Source organism: uncultured Lactobacillus sp. (assembly GCF_948948975.1).
GTDB lineage: Bacteria > Bacillota > Bacilli > Lactobacillales > Lactobacillaceae > Lactobacillus.
Genome location: NZ_CARBVX010000016.1, coordinates 18,805 through 40,717, shown reverse-complemented (window position 1 = coordinate 40,717; position 21,913 = coordinate 18,805). Strand labels below are relative to the sequence as shown.

14 protein-coding genes and 2 tRNA genes are annotated in these 21,913 nt (G+C 34.7%); 1 reads left to right on the top strand and 15 read right to left on the bottom strand.

The genetic code is table 11. The annotated features are described in order from the left end of the window. Window positions 1–118: 118 nt before the first annotated feature. The 15 genes from Q9R40_RS07245 to pth all read right to left on the bottom strand — a co-directional run bounded on the left by Q9R40_RS07245 (window position 119) and on the right by pth (window position 20,714). Window positions 119–2,587: an ATP-dependent Clp protease ATP-binding subunit gene (locus tag Q9R40_RS07245; protein ID WP_304677027.1), complete on the bottom strand. Its 2,469-nt coding sequence runs from the start codon at window positions 2,585–2,587 to the stop codon at window positions 119–121. A 164-nt stretch (window positions 2,588–2,751) separates the two neighbouring features. Beyond that, a tRNA-Pro gene (locus tag Q9R40_RS07240) sits at window positions 2,752–2,825 on the bottom strand. A 40-nt stretch (window positions 2,826–2,865) separates the two neighbouring features. After that, window positions 2,866–2,940 (bottom strand) — tRNA-Gly (locus tag Q9R40_RS07235). Window positions 2,941–3,042: 102 nt separating this feature from the next. After that, the gene (lysS, locus tag Q9R40_RS07230) at window positions 3,043–4,584 is read right to left on the bottom strand and encodes a lysine--tRNA ligase (RefSeq protein ID WP_011161471.1); all 1,542 of its coding nucleotides are present in this window, start codon (window positions 4,582–4,584) and stop codon (window positions 3,043–3,045) included. Between the two features lie 17 nt (window positions 4,585–4,601). Then, a complete protein-coding gene (dusB, locus tag Q9R40_RS07225) occupies window positions 4,602–5,606 on the bottom strand; it encodes a tRNA dihydrouridine synthase DusB (protein WP_304677025.1) in 1,005 nt (334 codons plus the stop codon). Between the two features lie 59 nt (window positions 5,607–5,665). After that, complete coding sequence (gene hslO, locus Q9R40_RS07220; RefSeq protein WP_004898919.1) at window positions 5,666–6,541, bottom strand: Hsp33 family molecular chaperone HslO; 876 nt, start codon at window positions 6,539–6,541, stop codon at window positions 5,666–5,668. A gap of 50 nt (window positions 6,542–6,591) precedes the next feature. Further along, window positions 6,592–9,234, bottom strand: a complete 2,643-nt coding sequence (locus tag Q9R40_RS07215) for a YfhO family protein (RefSeq protein WP_304677024.1) — start codon at window positions 9,232–9,234, stop codon at window positions 6,592–6,594. 62 nt (window positions 9,235–9,296) lie between these two features. Beyond that, the gene (locus tag Q9R40_RS07210) at window positions 9,297–11,984 is read right to left on the bottom strand and encodes a YfhO family protein (protein ID WP_297937952.1); all 2,688 of its coding nucleotides are present in this window, start codon (window positions 11,982–11,984) and stop codon (window positions 9,297–9,299) included. Window positions 11,985–12,054: 70 nt separating this feature from the next. After that, a complete protein-coding gene (ftsH, locus tag Q9R40_RS07205; protein ID WP_297937950.1) occupies window positions 12,055–14,181 on the bottom strand; it encodes an ATP-dependent zinc metalloprotease FtsH in 2,127 nt (708 codons plus the stop codon). A gap of 83 nt (window positions 14,182–14,264) precedes the next feature. Then, a complete protein-coding gene (gene tilS, locus Q9R40_RS07200) occupies window positions 14,265–15,557 on the bottom strand; it encodes a tRNA lysidine(34) synthetase TilS (RefSeq protein WP_304677022.1) in 1,293 nt (430 codons plus the stop codon). A gap of 22 nt (window positions 15,558–15,579) precedes the next feature. Next, on the bottom strand, window positions 15,580–15,936 hold the full coding sequence (locus Q9R40_RS07195) for a S1 RNA-binding domain-containing protein (RefSeq protein WP_304677021.1): 357 nt from the start codon (window positions 15,934–15,936) through the stop codon (window positions 15,580–15,582). After that, complete coding sequence (locus Q9R40_RS07190; protein ID WP_004895915.1) at window positions 15,936–16,313, bottom strand: septum formation initiator family protein; 378 nt, start codon at window positions 16,311–16,313, stop codon at window positions 15,936–15,938. Before Q9R40_RS07190 ends, Q9R40_RS07195 begins: the two co-directional genes overlap by 1 nt. 88 nt (window positions 16,314–16,401) lie before the next feature. After that, a complete protein-coding gene (locus Q9R40_RS07185; RefSeq protein WP_004898904.1) occupies window positions 16,402–16,644 on the bottom strand; it encodes an RNA-binding S4 domain-containing protein in 243 nt (80 codons plus the stop codon). A gap of 13 nt (window positions 16,645–16,657) precedes the next feature. Next, entirely contained in the window at window positions 16,658–20,155 is a 3,498-nt protein-coding gene (mfd, locus tag Q9R40_RS07180; RefSeq protein ID WP_304677020.1) for a transcription-repair coupling factor, read from the bottom strand. 1 nt (window position 20,156) lies between these two features. Continuing rightward, window positions 20,157–20,714 carry an aminoacyl-tRNA hydrolase gene (gene pth, locus Q9R40_RS07175; protein WP_304677019.1) on the bottom strand — a complete coding sequence of 186 codons (558 nt, stop codon included), beginning with the start codon at window positions 20,712–20,714 and terminating at the stop codon, window positions 20,157–20,159. Window positions 20,715–20,898: 184 nt separating this feature from the next. Here pth and Q9R40_RS07170 point away from each other — a divergent pair, with 184 nt between their 5' ends. After that, window positions 20,899–21,870: an L-lactate dehydrogenase gene (locus Q9R40_RS07170; protein ID WP_004895924.1), complete on the top strand. Its 972-nt coding sequence runs from the start codon at window positions 20,899–20,901 to the stop codon at window positions 21,868–21,870. Window positions 21,871–21,913 lie beyond the last annotated feature (43 nt).

Here is a 21,913-nt window from a genome sequence, read left to right as displayed (position 1 = left end):
ACAACGTAAATGTCGTTTTTGTTTTATCATCTCGCTGGACAATAGATCAGCGAAATCCTGAATTTCAGCCTTTTAAACGTTTAGTATTTTACACTTATATTACCAATTTGTCAAAAAACTAATTTTTAACTAAAGTTTTCTCTTTATCAACAATTGTAAATTTTAATTTACCCTGATGGGCTCCAATTTTTACAATTTGACCAGCCTTAATTTTTTCACTAATTAAATCTTCAGCAATTACATCCTCAAGTTCATGTTGAATTGCACGACGTAATGGACGGGCGCCCATCTCTGGATCGAATCCATCTTTAGCTAATACATCTAAAGCGGCTGGTGAAATCTTTAAGGTTACGTCTTTTTTAGCTAAACGATCTACTAAATGACCAGTCATCAAGCTAACAATTTCGCGCAATTGCTTCTTAGTTAAGCTATCAAAGACAACTGTTTCATCAATTCTGTTTAAAAACTCTGGTCTGAAGAATTGTTTAACTGCTGCTGTAACTTTTTCTTGTTGGAGTTTATTTTTATCAGCATTATCAGCCGCAAATCCAACTGTCTTATCTTCTTGTAAACTACGTGAACCAAGGTTAGAAGTCATGATAATAATCGTATTTCTAAAATCGACTTTTCTTCCTTTAGAATCAGTCAAGAATCCTTCATCCAAAACTTGAAGCAATAAATTAAACACATCTGGATGTGCTTTTTCTACTTCATCCAATAAAATTACTGAATATGGATTACGTCTTACACGTTCTGAAAGCTGACCGCCCTCTTCATATCCTACATATCCTGGTGCCGAACCAATTAATTTGCTTGTTGCAATTTGGTCCATGTATTCTGACATGTCTACACGAATAATATTTCGTTCTGAGCCAAAAACTGCTGCAGCAAGAGCTTTAGCTAATTCTGTCTTACCTACACCAGTAGGCCCCAAGAATAAGAATGAACCGATTGGACGATTTTCATCCTTAATTCCGCTTCTACTTCGTCTAATTGCTCGACTTACGGCACTAATGGCTGCGTCCTGTCCAATTACACGTTCATGCAAAATACTTTCTAAATGAGCTAAGCGTTTAGTTTCACTCTTCTTCATTCTAGTAACGGGCACACCAGTCCATTCCGATACAATCTGAGCGATCTTATCAGAATCAACAATCGACTTTTTAGAGTTTTTATTCTCTACTTTTTCGATTAATTTATCCCGATTCTGTGTAAGTTTATTTTCCTCATCCCGCAGCTTAGCTGCTTGAACAAAATTTTGATTTTCTGCAGCTTGTTCTTTCTGATGAATAACATCATTAATTTGCGTATCCAATTTAGTTAGACGAGGATCACTTTTACCGATTGCTTGAATTTTTACAGCTGCACTTGCTTCATCAATCAAATCTATAGCTTTATCGGGTAAGAACCGATTAGCAATATAACGTGTTGAAAATTCAACTGCATCATTAATTGCCTCATCTTCAATTTTTACATTGTGGAATTTTTCATATTTAGGACGCAATCCTTTTAAAATATCCACAGTTTCTTCTTTTGAAGGTTCACCAATTTTTACTTGTTGGAAACGTCTTGCTAAGGCCTGATCTTTTTCAATATATTTTTGGTACTCATCAAATGTAGTAGCACCAATCATTTGAATATCGCCGCGCGCTAATGAAGGCTTTAAGATATTCGAAGCATCAATTGCCCCTTCTGCTCCACCTGCACCAATCAAAGTATGCATTTCATCAACAAATAAGATGACAGAACCATCACGTTGAATTTCTTTTAGAATCTTCTTCATTCTATCTTCAAATTCACCACGATATTTAGTTCCAGCAATTAAACTTCCCATATCTAATGCCATAACTCGTTTTTTAGCTAGAGTATCTGGAACTTCATGATTTACAATTGCAGTAGCTATTCCTTGTGCAACTGCAGTCTTACCGACACCCGGTTCTCCCACTAAAACAGGATTATTTTTAGTTCTTCGAGATAAAATTTGAATTACTCTTTTTATTTCTTTATCTCTACCGATTACTGGATCAATCGCACCTTCACGTGCTCTTTTATTTAAGTTCACGCTAACTTTATCTAAATTTGGAGTCAACGACTTACCTTTTTTTATGCCAGTGGATGAAGAGATACCCAAAGTATTATCTTCCTCCCCATAACCATCCATGAAACTATCATTCACATCCTGACTTAAATCTCGTGGATTTACACCAATATTTTTCAAAATTAAACTTGCTAAAATTTGATCACTAGCCAATAAACCTAGCAAAATATGTTTCGTCTCAATTTGAGCAGTCCCTAATTCGTCAGCCTTTTGTTTAGCAAAATTCAAAACTAAACTTAAGCGGGGGGACATTTCCATATATGTGGCCTTTGGACTTGAACCATAGCCAGTATATCTTTCAATTTCTTCTCGCACTAAGGTTGGTGTTACGTTTCTTTCACGCAAAAGTTTCCCAGCATCTCCATTAGCTTCGATTACTAAAGCAAGCAGAACATGCTCTGTTCCAATAATTCGATGGTGAAAGTTTTGTGCTTGTTCTTTAGCAATTTCAAGAACATTTTTTGCACTATCACTATACGATTTTTCCATTTTGCACCGCCTTACTTCTTTTAAGATCATATTACAATCTTTAGACAAATATATTATCACTTACAATTAGTAAATGTAAACTATTTGATATTTTCATGAACATTATATACAAAAAAGTTCGTCTTTCTAACCCAAGACGAACTTTTTAATAAAATAATATTCAATCGGGATGACAGGATTTGAACCTGCGACTTCTACGTCCCGAACGTAGCGCTCTACCAAGCTGAGCCACATCCCGAATAACAAAAAAGACTCACACTTCGGTGAGTCTTTTATACTGGAGCGGAAGACGGGATTCGAACCCGCGACCCCCACCATGGCAAGGTGATGTTCTACCACTGAACTACTTCCGCAGTACATTTATTAGTATAGCAAAACATCTTTTTATTGCAAGTATTTTTTGAAAAAATATTAAAAAAATAGACCGTCATTTACGACAGTCTATTTAGCAAAAACTATTTGTTCTTTTTCTTCAAATCTTCTTGAACTTCTGCTTCAACACTTTCAACCTTTTCTGGACGCATAGTTGGGAAGAGTAAGACATCACGAATAGCAGGAGCATCAGTTAAAAGCATTACCAAACGATCAATACCAATACCTAAACCACCTGTAGGAGGCATACCGAATTCCATAGCACGAAGGTAATCTTCATCAATCATATCCGCTTCATCATTACCAGCTTCTCTTTCAGCCATTTGGTCTTCGAAACGATGACGTTGATCATCTGGGTCATTTAATTCTGAGAATGCATTACCATATTCTGCACCCATAATGAAGATTTCAAAACGATCAGTAAATCTTGGATCATCAGCATTCTTCTTAGCAAGTGGTGATACTTCTACTGGGTGTCCATAAACAAAAGTAGGTTGAACAATTGATCCTTCACCGAATTCTTCAAAGAAGGCATTAATAATGTGACCAACCTTCCAGTAGCTTTCATAGTGAACGTTGTGTTCATCAGCAACTTTTCTTGCTTCTTCAATAGTCATTGGCTTCCAGAAGTCAACACCAGTCTTTTCCTTGATTAAATCAACCATGTGAACACGGCGGAATGGCTTACCTAAGTCAATATCAGTTCCTTGGTAAGTAATCTTACCATCTGGTGAAACAACTTTAGCAGCTGCTCTAATGATTCCTTCAGCTTCATCCATTACATCATGGAAGTCCCAGTAAGCTGCATAAGTTTCAAGTTCAGTAAATTCTGGGTTGTGCTTAGTATCAAGACCTTCATTTCTAAATACACGGCCAATTTCGTAAACACGTTCCATACCACCAACAATTAGACGCTTCAATGGAAGTTCCAAAGCAATTCTCATGTAAAGATCAATATCCAAAGCATTGTGGTGGGTAATAAATGGACGGGCTTCAGCACCACCAGGAATATTGTGGAGAACTGGAGTTTCAACTTCTAAGAAATCTCTATTATTCAAATAGTCACGAATAGCTTGAATAATTTGAGTACGGTGAACAAAGCGCATATAACTATCATGATTTGTAATTAAGTCAAGGTAGCGTTGACGATAAATTTGTTCAACATCCTTTAAACCATCCCATTTATTAGGTAATGGACGAAGAGCCTTAGATAAGAAAGTAATGTGAGTAGCACGAATAGTCAACTCACCAGTATCGGTCTTCATCACTTCACCATCAATACCTAAAAAGTCACCAATATCAGACTTCTTAAAAATCTTGTAGTTATCTTCACCAACGATATCTTTACGTACGTAAATTTGAATCTTACCAGTACGGTCATAAAGATCTGCAAATCCAACTTTACCCTTACCACGTTTTGCAAGCATACGACCTGCAATCTTAGTCATAGGCATATCAGCATTTAATTCATCTTTATCTTCGTTGCTATACTTTTCATTCAAAGTACGAGCTAAGTCTTGACGATCAAATTTTCTTACACCAAAAGGTTCAATACCGTTTTCACGCATTTCGTCCATTTTTTCACGACGAGCGATTAGTTGGTCGTTCATTTCATTCTTTGCCACTCTAAAAACTCCTTTTATTAGTTAATATGCTTTTGTCTCGCTTCATATTTTTCCACAAAATCATCTAACAAGTCAAAAACTTCTTTTTTCGTCCAAACATCATTTATTTTAGCACGGGTTCGAGCTGAACGGGGAATTCCTTTTAAATAATAAGCTGCTTGTCTTCTAAATTCAGGAACAGCAATTTTTTCTCCCTTAAGATCAATTAATCCATTTAATTGATCTTTAGCAGTTTCAACTTTTTCTTCAACAGTTTGTGGACGTAATTTCTCGCCGGTATCCAAATAGTGAACCATATCTTTAATAATCCATGGATTACCTAAAGCCGCTCTACCAACCATCACTGCATCTGCTCCAACATCTTCTAACATTGCTTTTGCCTTTTCAGGAGTAGTAACATCCCCATTACCAACAAAAGGAATAGTCAAAGCATCTGCTACATCCTTCAAAGTTTCCCAGTCAGCTTCGCCCATGTACATTTGCTTTCTAGTCCGACCATGCATAGCAACAGCACTAGCGCCTGCTTCTTGAGCAGCCAAAGCATTTTCAACAGCAAAAATATGTTTTTGATCCCAGCCTGTTCTCATTTTAACAGTAACTGGCTTACTTACATTACGAACGACTGCATGGACCATTTGATAGATCTTATTTGGATCTAATAGCCAGCGAGCTCCTGCATCAGTTTTTGTTACTTTTGGTACAGGACAGCCCATATTAATATTGATAATATCAGCTGCTGTATGTGTATCCACATAATGGGCAGCTTCAACTAAAGTTTCTTCACTACCACCAAAAATTTGAATACTCATTGGATGTTCACGAGGATCAACTGTTAACATTTCCAAGGTCTTTTTATTGCGATAAATAATCCCATGACCTGAAATCATTTCACAAACTACTAAGCCTGCACCAAATTCTTTACATACTACTCGGAAAGCAGCATTTGAAATTCCAGCCATCGGTGCAACTACTACACGATTAGGAATTTCAACATCCCTAATTTTCCAACTATCGTTTTTCACACTTGCTCACCCTTTCAAATACCCTAATATCATAGCAAAACTCTTCATTACACACCACTTTAATTTGCCTTCTTAAGAACATCTTTTAACTCATCTTCAGTAAAATGATATTTTTCTTTACAAAAGCGGCAAACTAACTCTGCGCCATGATCCTTCTCAATCATTTCTTTTAATTGCGCTGGTTTTAAGGTAGCTAAGATTTGACTATATTTTTCTTTCGAACAATCACAAGCAAAAGAAACATCCTCTTTAGCTAAAATTTTACAATCAGTCCCTAGAATTCTCTCTGCCAAATTTTCAGGTGTCATCCCATCTAAAAATAAAGTAGAAAGATTAGGTAAAGCCTTAATTCTCTTTTCAACTTCAGCTAATTGTTCATCAGTAGCTCCAGGTAATGCCTGCAAAATAAATCCACCAGCAGCCCCAATCTCATTATTAGGCTCAACAAATACTGATAAACCAACAGCTGAAGGAATTTGCTCAGATTTAGCTAAATAATATGTAAAATCTTCTGCAATCTCCCCGCTAACAATCGGAACTTGACCTGTATATGGCTCCTTTAAGCCTTGATCCTTGGTCACCTCAAGCCACCCTTTTCCAACAGCTTTTGCTACATCGATATGTCCATCTTTTTTAGGTGGAAGTGCTATATGAGGATTTTGAATATATCCTTTAATTGTTAAATCAGCTTTTGCTGTTACAATAGTTGCTCCTACTGGACCATTTCCAAGTAATCTAACGGTTAATTCATCTTTATCTTTCAATAAAGCTGCTGACAAGAGCAATCCACCAATAAGCGTTCTTCCAAGTACAGCTGAAGATGCACTCCAGGTGTCATGTCTTTTTTGTGCTTCACTTACTAAATCTTTAGCATCAACCGTAATTAATCGTAAATTCTTAGTTTTATCAATTGCTTTTACTAAATAATCTTTCATTTTTATCTCCTAAAAAATAAAGCCTATAAATTATAGACTTTATTCTTTGACTAATACTTTTTCTTTTCCAAGTACCCATTAAATACCACTAGTAAGATTATACCTATGATACTTGTTATAACTCCAATTAGCAATCCAGGAGTCCTATATTTCATTACTACAGTATGCTTGCCAGGTTTCATATCTAAACCAATAAATACATCCAAAGTTCGGCTAACCTTAACTGGTTTACCATCTACTTTTACTTTCCAACCCCTACTGTATGGAATAGTAGTTACCAGATTTTCATTTTTAGTGGTATTTATTTTTCCTGATAGATAATTATCTCTAAAAGTTCTTAAGTGCATCTGTTTTTTATTATTAACTTGTGAAATTTTGGATTTCAATAAAGTTGAATTAATATTTACTAAACGTGGCACTTCACTAGTCAGAATCCGTTTATTTCCTGCTAGTCTCCATTTAATTTGGATCTGGCCTTTTTGATTTGCTTGAACACCAATTAATTGCTTAACTTGTGGTTGAAGTCGAACATCTTTTTTATTAACGGTAATACTTAATTCAGGCTTATTATTTCCATCCTGCCTTGCATGATAAGTAGTTAGTGGATCCGCAAACCCCATTAAATCTTTACCAAATTGGATATAAGCCGTCTCTTTTGGTCTCAAACCATCAAAAGTAAAAGTTACACTTCCTTCTTTATCAGATGTCCGAGTTACCGTAAACTTCCTCTTTTCTTGACTTAACTTACTATCAGTTACTTTAATATTTGCAGATTTTAGACTATAAGTTAAGACATTTCCTTGAGTTTGAGTTAGCGAATTTAAAACTAGATTTTGATTATAAACAGGATCGTTACTCTTGAATTTTAAATTATTAGATAAGTTACCAGCAAAAACAAGTGGCAATGTATCAGTTCGATATGCTGTGTACTGCTTTTCTTTTAATAAAATCGGATTATTTTTCAAATCATCTCTCAGCCCATAACTAATATATTCTGGGGAGATACTTTGACTTGGTAAGGAATTATCAATAAAACCACCAATATTAAAAATAGCATCAGTCACTACCGTCCCGGTTTTATAGAAATAATAATAACCATATGCTGATAACCCTAAGTTAGCATACAATTTACTAATTTTTGGATCATTATTAGAAGAAAAAATCTCTGCTCCTTTATAGTTAAATGCGTAGCTTTCGCCGCGATCATTATTTAAAAAGTAATTTTTGGCTATTCTTTTACTTTTAACATTGGCTGGTAAACGATCAAATAACTCTTGGTTTTCAGTTACATAATTAGAATATATATTACTTTTCATCCCTATTCCATCTAAAGTGAGATAACTATTAATAGCAATTTCTATTACTCCTACCATCACTAAAAGGAGACGAGATGATTTATGGTCTGAAAAATAAAGTAAAAGACTAAACAAAATAATTAAGCCAAGAGAAACCAACATATAAATGTCGTATTTCCCATAGTGCAACCTTAAGACAGTCACCAAAAGTCCCAAAATAAATAGGCTTCCAGCTGCTAACAGGAGTTGTTTTTTCTTTAAATCGAAACTTGCTAGTTCTTTTGCAACTAATAATAAAATCCAAAAGATAATAATAAAACTAAACCGATATGGAAAACCAACTGGTTTTTGTCCTCCATGCCAGAAAAGATATATTTTTGTTTGAACCAAACTTAGTAGAAAAACTAAGCCAATCACTAAGTTAGTAATTCTTTCTTTTTTTGAATTCTTATTATCAATAAAATATAAAATGAAAACAATTATTGCCAAAGTACCAATAAATAAAAGCGGTGACCCATTAAAGGTATTTTTCATAAATAAAGCAGATATACTTTTGGCAATTGAAGAAACTAGGCTTAGCTTAAAACCCTCATTGATAGTATGTTCAGCAAATTTATTATTAGATAAATTCATCCATGTTGGCAAGGTAATGACAGCACTAATTAATCCACTAATTAGTGAACTTATTACAAAATCAACTATTTGCTGGATGAATATTTTTTTACTCTTAAAATTATTGATTGTATAAGCACAAAAGGCAATTACCATGAAGATACAAATCATGTAGCCAATATAATAGTTAAAAATTATGGCGCATGCTAGTAAAACAGTATAAAGAGCCCAACGTCTTTCAACCAAACCTTTGACCAGAGCATAAATAATTAATGGTAATAGGATTACTCCATCGAGCCACATTAAATTTGCTCCATATCCAATGCAGTACCCACTTAATCCATAAATAATTCCAAGAAAAACTGAATAGATCTGATTTTTAAAATTGAAAAATTTTAAAATTAAAAACGTAAATGCAGCACTAGCCAAGCCTAATTTGATAACAATTATTACATAGAGGGCTAAATTTATTTGACTAGCTGGAAATAATAAAATTAGTAAATTCAATGGGCTAGCCAGATAGTAACCAATGTTTCCGGCCATATCTGCACCCAATCCATTAGCAAAACTAAATTGCAGACTATTCCAGTTTCCTAAAATCAAACGACGAAGATATTGAAAAAATGACAGATATTCATCTGGTAAATCTCCGCCCCATAAAACTCCATCTAAAAACGGATTACAATTTGCCAAACTAGATACAATTAGGAAAATCGCTATAGTTATTCCAAAACTTGTCAAACACAGTTTCAGAATATTTTTCTTTTCTTTACTCAACTTTTTCATTATTATCCTTAATTCTAAATACACCCCTCTAATTTTAGAGGGGTGTACAATCTTTATTTCACCTATTTATTAGTTTTCTGACTAATAGATGTTTTATTTTTCTTTAGATAGAACGTATATACAGCTAAGGCAATAATACCGATAATGCTTAGTAAAGCACCGATGACTAAACCAGGTGTTCTATATTTGAAAGTTATTTGATGAGTTCCCGGCTTTAATTTTAAGCCAATAAACACTTTCAAAGTTCGATTAATTTTAACTGGTTTTCCGTCCACTTCTGCTCGCCATCCTTTACTATAAGGAATGGTGGTTGCTAAGTTTTCATTTTTATCAGTCTTTACTATTCCAGCTACATAGCTATCCCTAAACGCAGAAAACTTCATGCGATTATTTTGAGCTTTTTTAACTTTATTTTCTAGTGCAGTCTGATCAATATTCACAAAACGTGGATATTTAAACTCAACTTCATTTGACTTTCCGTCTAAAGTCATCTTCACTGCCAGTTTTCCGTTTTTATCAGCTTGAACTCCAATAAGTTGATCTGTGTACTGTTGAAGATAGACATCTTTACCATTAATTGAAACAGTAAATGGTAAGCAATAATTAGGATTTTGCTTCATTTGATAACTATTCAAAACCACAATTTGGTCCATTAAATTCTTACTGAAACGAATATAACCGACTTGCTCAGGTTTCAAATTATTATATGTAAATGTTATTGTACCCGGGTTGTCTGACGTTCTCTTAGCTTTAAACTTGCCCTTCTTAAATTTAAGATTCACATTCTTAGATTTAATTTCAGCATCTTTAGAACTATAACTCAAAACGTCTTTCTTAGTTTGAGTTAAAGAATTTAAAACTAAATTTTGATTATATACGGGATTTTCTTCTTTGAATTTTAACTTATTAGCTAAACCACCTGCAAAAGCAAATGGTAGAGTTTCATTTCGATAAACTGTCTTATCACCCTGTTTAAAAATCACAGGATGGTTCTTTAAATCATTTCTCAAACCATAGCTAATGTATTCTGGTGAAACACTTTGATTAGAAAGTGAACTATTAATAAATGTTTTTACATTAAAAATAGCATCTGTTACTACAGTACCTGTTTGATAATAGTAGAAATAACGAAAAGTTGAAAAACCAAGATCAGTCAATAATGAACTAATGCGAGAATCATTATTTGATGAAAATTCTTCCATTCCCCGGTAATTAAAAGTGTATCCCTCACCGCGATCATTATTTAGCTCATAGTTTTTAGCTAATCTACCTGTTTTATCAGAATTTGGAATTCGAGAAATAATACTTTGATTTTCAGAGACATAAGATGGGTATGCCCCACTCTTCATTCCTAAATGATTCAATCCAATATAGGCATTCCCAGCTAATTCAACTAGACCCACTAATAACAAAGTTACACGGACAAATCTTTTATCAGAGAAATAAACTAAAATTCCAAATATAATTACTAGGACAACTGCCAGCCAAGCATAACCATTCCATGGTCCAATTCTACGACGAATATATACAGCTGCTAAACTAACAAGTAAGTAAATTCCAGCAGCAATAAGTCTTTCTCTTTTACTTTCTTTTCTATATTCACTTAAGTTAGACAGCTCTTTTGCCGCCAAAAGTAAGAACCAGAATACAATAATAAATCCAAAACGATATGGATAAGCAATAGTTTGTTGCCCACCATGCCAAAAGAGATAGATTTTTGGCACAGTAATACTCAACACAAAAAATAGTCCAATAACTAGATTAGTAATTCTTTCTTTGATGGAGTTACGTCCATCAATAAAGTAAAGAATAAATACAATTAAAACTAACGTACCAACAAAAATTGGTGCCCAATCATTGTAAGTATCACCAATAAATAATCTTGAAACAGCTTTTCCACCACTAATTAAAGTTTTAATTTCAAAATTAGAATTAAAGTCTGCCTGAGATAACTTATTGCTAGAAAGGTTAAAGAAAGTTGGCAGAATAACTACTGCGCTGATTAACCCACTAATGATTGAACTAATTGCAAAACCAGTAAATTGATGAAGAAAAGTTTTGCGATTTTCAAAATTGTTAACTGTATATGCCAAAAACAATATTACTAAAAAGATACAAATCATGTAGCCAATATAGTAATTAAAAATGATAGCACATGCTAGCAAAACACTGTAAGCCAGCCAAACATTCTTCCTGATTCCTCTGATCAATGCATAGGAAATTAACGGAAGTAAGACTAAACCATCAAACCACATTACATTTCCAGCATAGGCAATCGAATATCCGCTCAAGCCATAAGCAATTCCTAAAAAGACAGGATATGCTTGATACTTAAACTTAAACCATTTCAAAGTCAGCCAAGTAAAGGTTCCACTCATTAAACCTAATTTGATCAGGATAATAATATACACAGCAATATTCATTTTACTTGCTGGGAAAAGGAACACAACAAAATTGAGTGGGCTAAGAAGATAATAGCCAATATTTCCGGCCATATCTCCACCCAAACCATTGAGAAAACTAAATCCTGCACTACTCCAATTACCGAGCATTAAATGACGATAATATTGAAAGAAGGACAAATATTGATTTGGTAAATCCCCACTATACAGAACTCCTCCAAAGATTGGATTACAATCTGTCAAAGTAGATAAAAGGAAAAAGAGAACTATAGTTGTTAAACAACTTATTAGGCTTATCTTTAAAATCTTTTTTTCTTTTTTACTTAAATATTTCATTCTTAATACCAAAAAACTCCTTTCTAAAATCTGTAATTTCAGTATTAGAAAGGAGTTTAAACATTACTCTTACAATAAACTCTTACTCATCCTTATTTTTATCTGAATTGTGATCATCAGATTCATTCTTTTCAGATGGCGGATTAAGTGGAATATTATCAATATTCTTATGATCATCAGGAAGTGGATGAATATCTTCTTTATCATCCTTATTTTCAGTTTCTTCTCTTTGTTGATCCTTCTTTTCCATTGCAGCTTTTGCTTCTTCATAAGTTGAAGCTTTAGACTCGCTTGGAAATTCATTTTCATCATTTTCAGGCATTTTACCAGTCTTGAATAATGAAAGAATTTGTTTTTCATTTAAAGTTTCGTACTTGAGTAAGGCTTCAGCAATAATCTTATGAGTTTCACGATGGCTCTTAATGATATCAACTGCTTGTTTATGACCCTCATCCAGAATTTCCTTAACTGCTTCATCAATCTTAGCAGCTGTAGCTTCACTATATGGCTTAGTTCCATAAGGTGATTGCATACTTGGAGATTCAAGTTCAGTCATACCAACATCAGTCATACCATATTGAGTAACCATACCTCGAGCAATGTTCGTTGCTTGTTCAAAGTCGTTTGAAGCACCAGTAGACTTATCACCCACAACTACTTCTTCACCAGCACGACCACCCATTAAACCAGCAACTTGTTCCATCAATTGCTTCTTAGTAATGATGTTTTCATCTTCCTTTGGAAGCATAATGTTATATCCACCAGCACGGCCTCTAGGAACAATTGTAACCTTACGAACAGTTCTTGAATCACTAAGAACCAATCCAACAATTGCATGTCCTGCTTCGTGGTAGGCAACACGTTTTCTTTCTTCTGGAGAAATAACAGTATCTTTTTTAGCTGGTCCAGCAATAACTCTGTCTTCAGCTTCGTCAATGTCAGAAGCGGTAATTTCAGTCTTATTACGACGAGCAGCAACTAAAGCAGCTTCGTTTAAAACGTTTTCAAGATCAGCACCAACGAATCCAGGAGTTTGACGTGCCACTTCTTTTAGATCAACATCAGGAGCTAAAGGCTTATTCTTAGCATGAACCTTCAAAATAGCCTCACGTCCTTTAACATCTGGACGACCAACTAAAACTTTACGGTCAAAACGACCAGGACGAAGAAGCGCTGGATCAAGAACATCGGAACGGTTAGTAGCTGCCATAACAATGACACCTTCATCACCTTCAAAACCATCCATTTCAACCAGTAATTGGTTTAAAGTTTGTTCTCTTTCATCATGTCCGCCACTTACCCCGTTACCACGTTTACGTCCAACAGCATCAATTTCATCAATAAAGATGATACTTGGTGCATTTTTCTTAGCTGTTTCGAATAAATCACGCACACGTGAGGCACCAACACCGACAAACATTTCCACAAAATCTGAACCAGAAATTGAATAAAATGGTACGCCAGCTTCCCCAGCAACTGCACGTGCCAGTAAAGTTTTACCAGTACCTGGAGGTCCTTCAAGAAGAACCCCAGCTGGAATTCGAGCACCTAGTTTAGTATATTTTGCTGGATTCTTTAAGAATTCAACAATTTCAACTAATTCTTGCTTTTCTTCTTCTTCTCCAGCTACATCTGAGAATCTAACCTTATTTTTACTTGGATCCTGTGGCTTAACATGAGACTTACCGAAGTTCATCATGCCGCCTCCACGACCTTGTCCACCTTGATTCATCATCATCCAAAGCATAACAATAAAAATCAAAGTTGGAACAAGCATCACAATCGTAGAGATCCAAGTTCCAGATTGAGATTCACCTTGTCCAGAAATCGATGCTCCACTCTTTTGGGCAAGATTTGAAACTGTCTTAACCATTGAGTCATTTTGAAGCATCGTAGTACTGAATCGGGTTACTTCATTACTACTTGGTGAACTTGGAATTAGTCCAAATCCATTATTATTTTGATTATTTGACTTTTGAGCTTTCTTATAAGATCCAGTAACCGTATATACACCATTAGATGGTTGGATATTGATACTCTTGACTTTACCCGCCTTTAAATCTTTCACTAGTTGAGAATAACGGATATTTTCTGTGGAACCATTACTACCAGAGCCACCTACGGCCCAATTGATTCCAGCCAAGAGGATCACGAATACTATGATATAGAAAAGACCGTTAGAAAGCAGCCTATTTCTTCTATTTTTCATCTATTAACCTCCGCGAAACTTCTTGGAATTACTCCAACGATTTTACCACAAATTATGCGTTTACCATAGAACTTTGCATAAACTTAAGGATAAATATATACATTATAGCGTACAAAATTAGAATTGTATTCTTGATTTTTATAAACACGCTCAACATAGACCGGATTTTTTTGCCACACTGTCAAACAATACGGCCTTAAGACCAGTGGAATCCCATTTTCAGCAAATTTTTTCTTAGCCTTAGTTTTTTTTCCTGTCGCTAACTTTAATGTACTACCTTGAGGCAAACTTCCTACTTCTAAAAATTCCGCTTTTTCGCCATAAAAATAACCAGCTAATTTTTGTGACTTTTCATCATGGGTAATCAAATAATTTTTCCCATTCAAAGAAAATTTTTCATTTAATTTAACTAGTTTTCTTTTAGGATCAATTACAGCTAATTCATTTCTATTAATCAAATAGTAATATTTTTGATAAAAAAGTAATTGAAAATTTTCTTTATTGAAAATCACATTTTTATTCAAGTCAATTTCATCAAAATGGATTCTTTGATGCCACTTTTTGTAGATTAAATAATCAAAAAAAGCTCCCACTTCGTGTGCATTTAATTGAGCTATATCTTCCTTTTTACCTCGTAGCGCTTTACTAAAGCTTATTGGAGAAGGTAACCTATCAAAAAAATCTCTCTGACACTTTGAAAGTAACGCTACACTCTCACTAAAATGGTTAGCATTTTTAACTAAATGATTGGTTTCTTTCTTTAATAATGGAACAACATGATGTCTCAAACGATTTCTTAAAGTGTCATCTTCAAAATTAGTTTTATCTTCAATGAAATTAAGATGGTTGTCCTTATCATATTTCAATAGTTCATCTTTTGAATATTTAACTAGAGGGCGCAATAATTTCATTGAACCGAGATTTCCCACAATTTGAAGACTATTCATTTCAGCCACATCCCCAGAGCGAATAAACTTCAATAAAATATTTTCAATTAAATCATCCCCGTGATGTGCTGTTAAAAGATAATCAGTTTTATACTTCCTTCCAGCATCCCGTAAGAATGCATAACGATACTCTCGGGCTTTTGCTTCAACTCCAGTTTGCGGATGAAGTTCAACTGGCCACTTTTTTTCTACTAGCTTTACTTTAAAGTCTGCGGTTAATTTTTGTAAAAGTTGACTTTCTAAAAAGCTATCATCTCTTAGACAATGGTCCAAATGTGCAACAATCAATTGCTCAGTCGGATTAGGTAAAAAATCAACTAACATTTTCAGTAATGCTACTGAATCTGGACCACCACTTGCAGCCAGTAAAAATTTTTTGTTTTTTATTTCAATATTATTTTCAGTAAAAAAAGTTGTAAATTTTGTCATTTTTAGATTAAAAAAGTGACCACTATCGGTCACTTAAATTCAATTGATTTTTTAAATTAGCTATTTTATCAGTAGATTCTTCTAACAATTTAGCTAGTGCAGTGAAATCTTTACTATCTTTAAATTCATTAGTTGGATCAACTAAATCAGGATTATTTACCTGACTCAATGATAGAGAAATTTTTCCTTCATGATTATTGATCACAACAACACGGATTTCGTCTCCAATACTATACTTCTTTTTAACACTTTCCCACTTATCACCGAAGTCTTTATGAAAAATCAAACCATGATGTCGATGTGGTAAAGTTACAAAAATTCCAAGTTTAGTAATATTATTCACTTTAGCATTGAGCCTTAATCCAATTAGAAATTTCACTAATAATCCTCCTCTTTTTCAGGAAGAGTATAAATTGATTCACCAGATTTAGAATAATAGAACTTATAGCGAATTACCTTAGCCACATAATCAGGATCTTTTAAGTCTGCAACCTGTGATTTTAATTTTTTATTAGTTTTGTTAACTTGGTTTAACTCTGCTTTGTTAGTTTGAATTTGACTATTAATTCTACCAGTTTGCACATGAACCATAATTAGTTGCAGCCCAAAAATCAAAATTGCAATTGCAAAACAAGCAATAATTCGGTTCTTCCTTACGCGATGAACCTCTTTTTCTTTTCTAGCTGCTTTACGTCGCAAACGTGCTAGGCGTTCTTCATCGCTTAAGGCATTATAAAGTCGTGGCCCTCTTTGCATACGGATGTCCCTGCCTTTTCGTTAATATTCTAAATCTTAATTATATCACCACTTGGTATTAATATAACACCTTACTCTTCCCTTGTCATTAATCAATTAACTCATACAAGTCGCTGGCTTCTGCCTTCTTAGTTGTTTCTCTTAAGTCAAGAACACGAGCTTTTAATTGTTTTGTACCGAATCCGATTTCAATAACATCGCCCAGTTTAACATCATAGCTAGATTTTACTACTCGGTCATTAACTTTTACTCTTCCTTGATCAGCCATTTCTTTAGCAACAGTACGTCTTTTAACTAATCTAGATACCTTTAAAAACTTATCGATTCTCATTACTTTTTTCTCCTTATTTTTGAACAATCTCACTAGCTGCTTCTAAGAATGTATGAAGCTCATTAAATAATTGTCTAGTACTCATATTTTTCTCAAGCTCAAGCATTACGTTCAATCTCTTTTGCGGATCCATATTAATTCGTGCTCTTAGAGATACATGTTCTAGGGCCTTAAAAATATTTGGTCCTTCTAATTCCTCACTAGCCTGATTATTAAAAATGACTTGCAACTTATCATTTGATTTTTGAGTAAGAGATACAACTTGAGCTAAATCTGCATCTGCCTTAACTGTAGATACATTCAAAAGATTTTCTACAGCAAGTGGATAATCACCAAAGCGATCAATTAATTCATCTGCAATATTGTCCGCCTCTTTTTGATCATTGATCCCCTTAATTTTCTTATAGAATTCAATTTTTTGTTCTTGATCTGCAATATAATCATCGGGAATATATGCTTCCAAATCAAATTGCACTTCTGCATTAGACTTAACACCAACTTTTTTACCTTTACGTTTCTTAATTGCTTCGTCTAGCATTTGAGCATATAAATCATAGCCGACACTATCAATGAATCCATGCTGCTGTTTTCCCAGCATATTACCGGCCCCTCTAATTGATAAGTCACGCATAGCAATTTTAAAGCCTGATCCTAATTCGGTAAAGTCGCGGATTGCACTAAGTCGTTTCTCACCAATTTCAGTTAAGACTTTATTGGGTTGATAAAGAAAATAAGCATAGGCTAAACGGGCACTTCTACCTATTCGACCACGTAATTGATATAGCTGACTTAACCCATAATGATCTGCATCTTCAACAATCATAGTATTAACATTTGGCATATCAACCCCAGTTTCAATAATTGTTGTTGTTACCAAGATATCAAATTCGTTTTTTGAAAAACGATACATAATATCTTCCATTTGGTTTTCACTCATACGGCCATGGATATATTCAATTTTAGCTTCTGGAATCAGTTCTTCTAGTCGACTAACAACTTTATCGATATCATCAATCCGATTATGTAAGAAAAATACTTGCCCGTTACGCTTCATTTCTCTAAGAACTGCCTCACGGACAATGCTTGGCATTTCTTCCATAACATAAGTCTGAATTGGATAACGGTTAGTAGGCGGAGTTTCCATCACTGAAAGATCTCTTACTCCTACCATCGACATATGCAAAGTACGGGGGATTGGAGTAGCAGTCAAAGTCAAAACATCAATGTTTGCTTTTAATTCTTTTAGTCGTTCCTTATGCTTAACCCCAAATCGCTGTTCCTCATCAATAATTAACAAGCCCAAGTCTTTAAATTGAACATCTTTTGAGAGCAAGCGATGTGTTCCAACAACCATATCAATCTTGCCACTTTTTACGCCTTCAATTATTTCCTTAACTTCAGCAGGAGTTTGAAAACGTGATAAAAGCGCACAATTTACTGGAAAATCTTTAAAGCGATCTTGCATGGTTTCAAAATGTTGCTGTGCCAAAATAGTAGTTGGTGCTAAAAAGGCAACTTGTTTTCCATCCCGAATTGCTTTAAAAGCAGCTCTCAAGGCAACTTCAGTTTTACCAAAGCCTACATCTCCCACTAACAGTCGATCCATTGGCTTCGGACTTTCCATATCAGCCTTAATTTCTCTAATTGAACGAAGCTGATCTGGAGTTTCAGGGTACGGGAAAGCATCTTCGAATTCTTTTTGTAAATCATCATCCGGACTGAAAGCAAATCCTTTTTCAGATTCACGTTTTGCGTACAGTTCAATCAAATCATCTGCGATATCTTCAACTTTTGACTGAACCCGTTTTTTAGTCTTAGTCCACTCAGAGCTCCCCAATTTATTAATATGAGGAACTCTGCCTTCAGAAGCCACATATTTTTGTACTAAACCTAATTGGTCAGCAGGGACAAATAGCTGATCATGATGTTGATAAGTAATAGTGATATAGTCACGTTTTTTACCATCTACATCTAAGGTTTTAATTCCTTCAAACCGTCCAATACCATGATTGACATGAACAACATAATCGCCTGGCTTTAATTCATTATAGTTTCTTAAGCGTTGAGCATTTTCAAGAGTCTTAACACGCTTACGATGATGAGGTCTTTGATTGAATAATTCTCGCTCAGTTAAATAAACCAAATCTAAACTAGGCAAAGCAAAACCATGTGCAAAATTACCCACAGTTATTTGAGCTTTATTTGATAAAAGCTGATCTGCTTTTACAACTGGAATATCAACACCATAATCAACTAAATTTTGTGCGATTTGCTTGGCACGAGTTTCCGAATCAGCTTGTAAGATAACCGTATTTCCCTCATTAGAAAATCTTGTTAGCTCACTTTTAATCAAAGGCATTTGACTAAAGAATTGTTGAACTTCTCGTGTGGTAAAGTTAAGAATTTGATCAAACTTTAATCGTCCCATCCCTTTTTGGAAAAGCGAAAATAAAATCTGGGCTTGCTTTGATCTTTGAACAACTCGCTCAAAACTATGGCGTAATTTTTGACTATTCAGCATTGCTCCAGCTTTTATTTCTTCGGAAATAAAAGCTTCATTTTGAGCATCCACATCAGCCACATTCTTTTTAATGGACTGCCAGTCATCAAACAACAGCAAGCCATCTTTATCTAAATAATCAATCAAATTGAAAGATCGCGGAAGTAAATAATCAATTAAAAAGGCATAGTTATCCGGCAAACCACCAGCTTCTAGTAAATCAATTGCTTTAACAAAATGATTTTTAACACTCTCTTCTTCAGCAATTGATTCGCTCATATCCTGCTTTATTTTTTCTACTGCTTCTTGAAAATTATGTGGTGAAAATACTCGATCTAGAGCTGGCCCAATTGAAATACTGTCTTTTTCTTCCAAACTACGCTGTGTAGCTGCATCAAATTCTTTTACGGTATCAACCTCATCCCCAAAGAATTCAATTCGAATCGGATTCTCTTGATCCAAAGGATAAATATCAAGAATATCTCCTCGACGAGCAAATTCTCCAGGACGGGCTACAATGCTTTCTCTGCGATATCCTGCCTGCGTAAGCCATTCAGTTAACTTATCTAAGTCGAATTCTGCCTCAGGCTTAAATACTTTTTTTGCCTTAGTAAAATCTCTTGGATCACTCAACTTGTACTGTAAAGCTTGAGGCGTTACTACAACAATTCCCGCTCTCTTTTCAGCTAAAAACTCTAAAGTCTGCAATCTTTGACTAAGTTCGTCCGGAGACGCAACAGCCGTTTGGGTAGCAATTGTAGCATCAACTGGGAAACTAAATACCATGTCATCGGGCAACAAGTTTCCTAATTCATCTAAAAGCGTCTGCGCCTTCTCTTCATTATCTTCAACTAAAATCAGCGGTTGCTGCCAAGCTCTTAGCATTTGCATCAGTACAGCAGCAAAAGCACCTGAATTTACTCCAGTTAAAAGTGATCTTTTTTCTACTGGAGCTTTTTCAATAAAATTATTTAACTCTTTATCTTTTTTTATTAACTCTGTAATATTCATACTAATTATACTGATTCATTAAATATTGGGCGTTCTTCCCTTTAATAAAATCATTAATGACATTTTCACTTGTCTCAAAAGCTGCATCCATCAGTTTTTGCTGGTCATTATTAAAGGGACTTAATACCCAAGAAACAACACTTTCATTTTCAGGATGGCGAATTCCAATTTTTAATCGATTAAAATTGTTCGTTCCTAAGCAAGCCATAATGCTCTTAATTCCATTATGACCTCCTGATTTACCATTTGCACGAATTCTAATCTTTCCAATTGGCATATCCATATCATCATGAATAACCAAAATATCCTCCGGTTTAATTTTGAAGAAATTGGCTACCTGTGCGATTGATTTTCCCGAATCATTCATAAAAGTCTGTGGTTCAAGAAAAATCACATCTTCACCGTTGATTTTTTGTTTTGTCCATAAACCTTCAAACTTATCCTTATCTAGGATTAAACCGTTTTTTTCTAAATAATGATCTAATGCCATAAAACCTGTATTATGCTTAGTCTGATCATATTTTCTACCTGGATTTCCTAAACCTGTAATTAACTTCATTCTTTTTCATCCTCTTTTATAAATACTTCATTCTAAATCTGCTTATTGCTCTTGAGATTATAGCACACGCTTACTTACAAATAATTAATTAGATCTTTAAAATTATATTTTTAATTTTTAAATTTCAATATGATATAATCGTTATTGTTAAATAAATCACTAATATGGAAGGAAGTATTAGCAAATGTCAGAAGAAAAAATTCATAAGATTATTCTTGTTGGTGACGGTGCTGTAGGTTCTACTTACGCATTCTCATTAGTTCAACAAGGTATCGCACAAGAATTAGGTATCGTTGATATCATTAAAGAAAGAACTCAAGGTGATGCTATTGACTTAGCAGACGCTACTCCTTGGATTGCACCAAAGACTATTTACTCTGCAGAATACTCAGACGCAAAAGATGCTGACTTAGTAGTTATTTCTGCTGGTGCTCCACAAAAGCCAGGTGAAACTCGTCTTGACCTTGTTAACAAGAACTTAAAGATTTTATCTTCAATCGTTGAACCAATCGTTGAATCAGGTTTCAATGGTATTTTCTTAGTTGCTGCTAACCCAGTTGATATCTTAACTCACGCAACTTGGAGAATGTCAGGATTCCCTAAGGATCGTGTTATCGGTTCAGGTACTTCACTTGATACTGGTCGTCTTCAAAAAGTTATCGGTGAAATGGAACACGTTGACCCACGTTCAGTTAATGCATACATGCTTGGTGAACACGGTGATACTGAATTCCCAGTATGGAGCTACAACAATGTTGGTGGCGTAAAAGTTAGCGATTGGGTTAAGGCTCACCCAGAAGTTGGTGAAAACAAGCTTGAAGCAATCCACAAGGAAGTTGCTGACATGGCTTACGATATCATTAACAAGAAGGGTGCTACTTTCTACGGTATCGGTACTGCTTTAGCATTCATTACCAAGGCTATCTTGAACAACGAACACAGAGTTCTTCCACTTTCAGTACCTATGGATGGTGAATACGGCTTACACGATATTCACATCGGTACTCCAGCAGTTGTTGGTCGTCACGGCTTAGAACAAGTTATTGAAATGCCATTAAACGCTGACGAACAAGCTAAGATGGAAGCTTCTGCAAAACAATTAAAAGAAGTTATGGACAAAGCCTTCAAAGAAACTGGCGTAAAGGTTCGTCAATAATAATTACGACTTTTTTCTGTAAAAGAGCATTCACATTTTGTGG

Bases quoted from the DNA above. Each gene is read 5' to 3' on its own strand.
- Q9R40_RS07245 (WP_304677027.1), bottom strand. From the start codon at position 2,587: ATGGAAAAATCGTATAGTGATAGTGCAAAAAATGTTCTTGAAATTGCT.
- Q9R40_RS07190 (WP_004895915.1), bottom strand. From the start codon at position 16,313: ATGCAAAGAGGGCCACGACTTTATAATGCCTTAAGCGATGAAGAACGC.
- ftsH (WP_297937950.1), bottom strand. From the start codon at position 14,181: ATGAAAAATAGAAGAAATAGGCTGCTTTCTAACGGTCTTTTCTATATC.
- hslO (WP_004898919.1), bottom strand. From the start codon at position 6,541: ATGAAAGATTATTTAGTAAAAGCAATTGATAAAACTAAGAATTTACGA.
- pth (WP_304677019.1), bottom strand. From the start codon at position 20,714: ATGAAGTTAATTACAGGTTTAGGAAATCCAGGTAGAAAATATGATCAG.
- Q9R40_RS07215 (WP_304677024.1), bottom strand. From the start codon at position 9,234: ATGAAAAAGTTGAGTAAAGAAAAGAAAAATATTCTGAAACTGTGTTTG.
- Q9R40_RS07185 (WP_004898904.1), bottom strand. From the start codon at position 16,644: ATGAGAATCGATAAGTTTTTAAAGGTATCTAGATTAGTTAAAAGACGT.
- Q9R40_RS07170 (WP_004895924.1), top strand. From the start codon at position 20,899: ATGTCAGAAGAAAAAATTCATAAGATTATTCTTGTTGGTGACGGTGCT.
- mfd (WP_304677020.1), bottom strand. From the start codon at position 20,155: ATGAATATTACAGAGTTAATAAAAAAAGATAAAGAGTTAAATAATTTT.
- tilS (WP_304677022.1), bottom strand. From the start codon at position 15,557: ATGACAAAATTTACAACTTTTTTTACTGAAAATAATATTGAAATAAAA.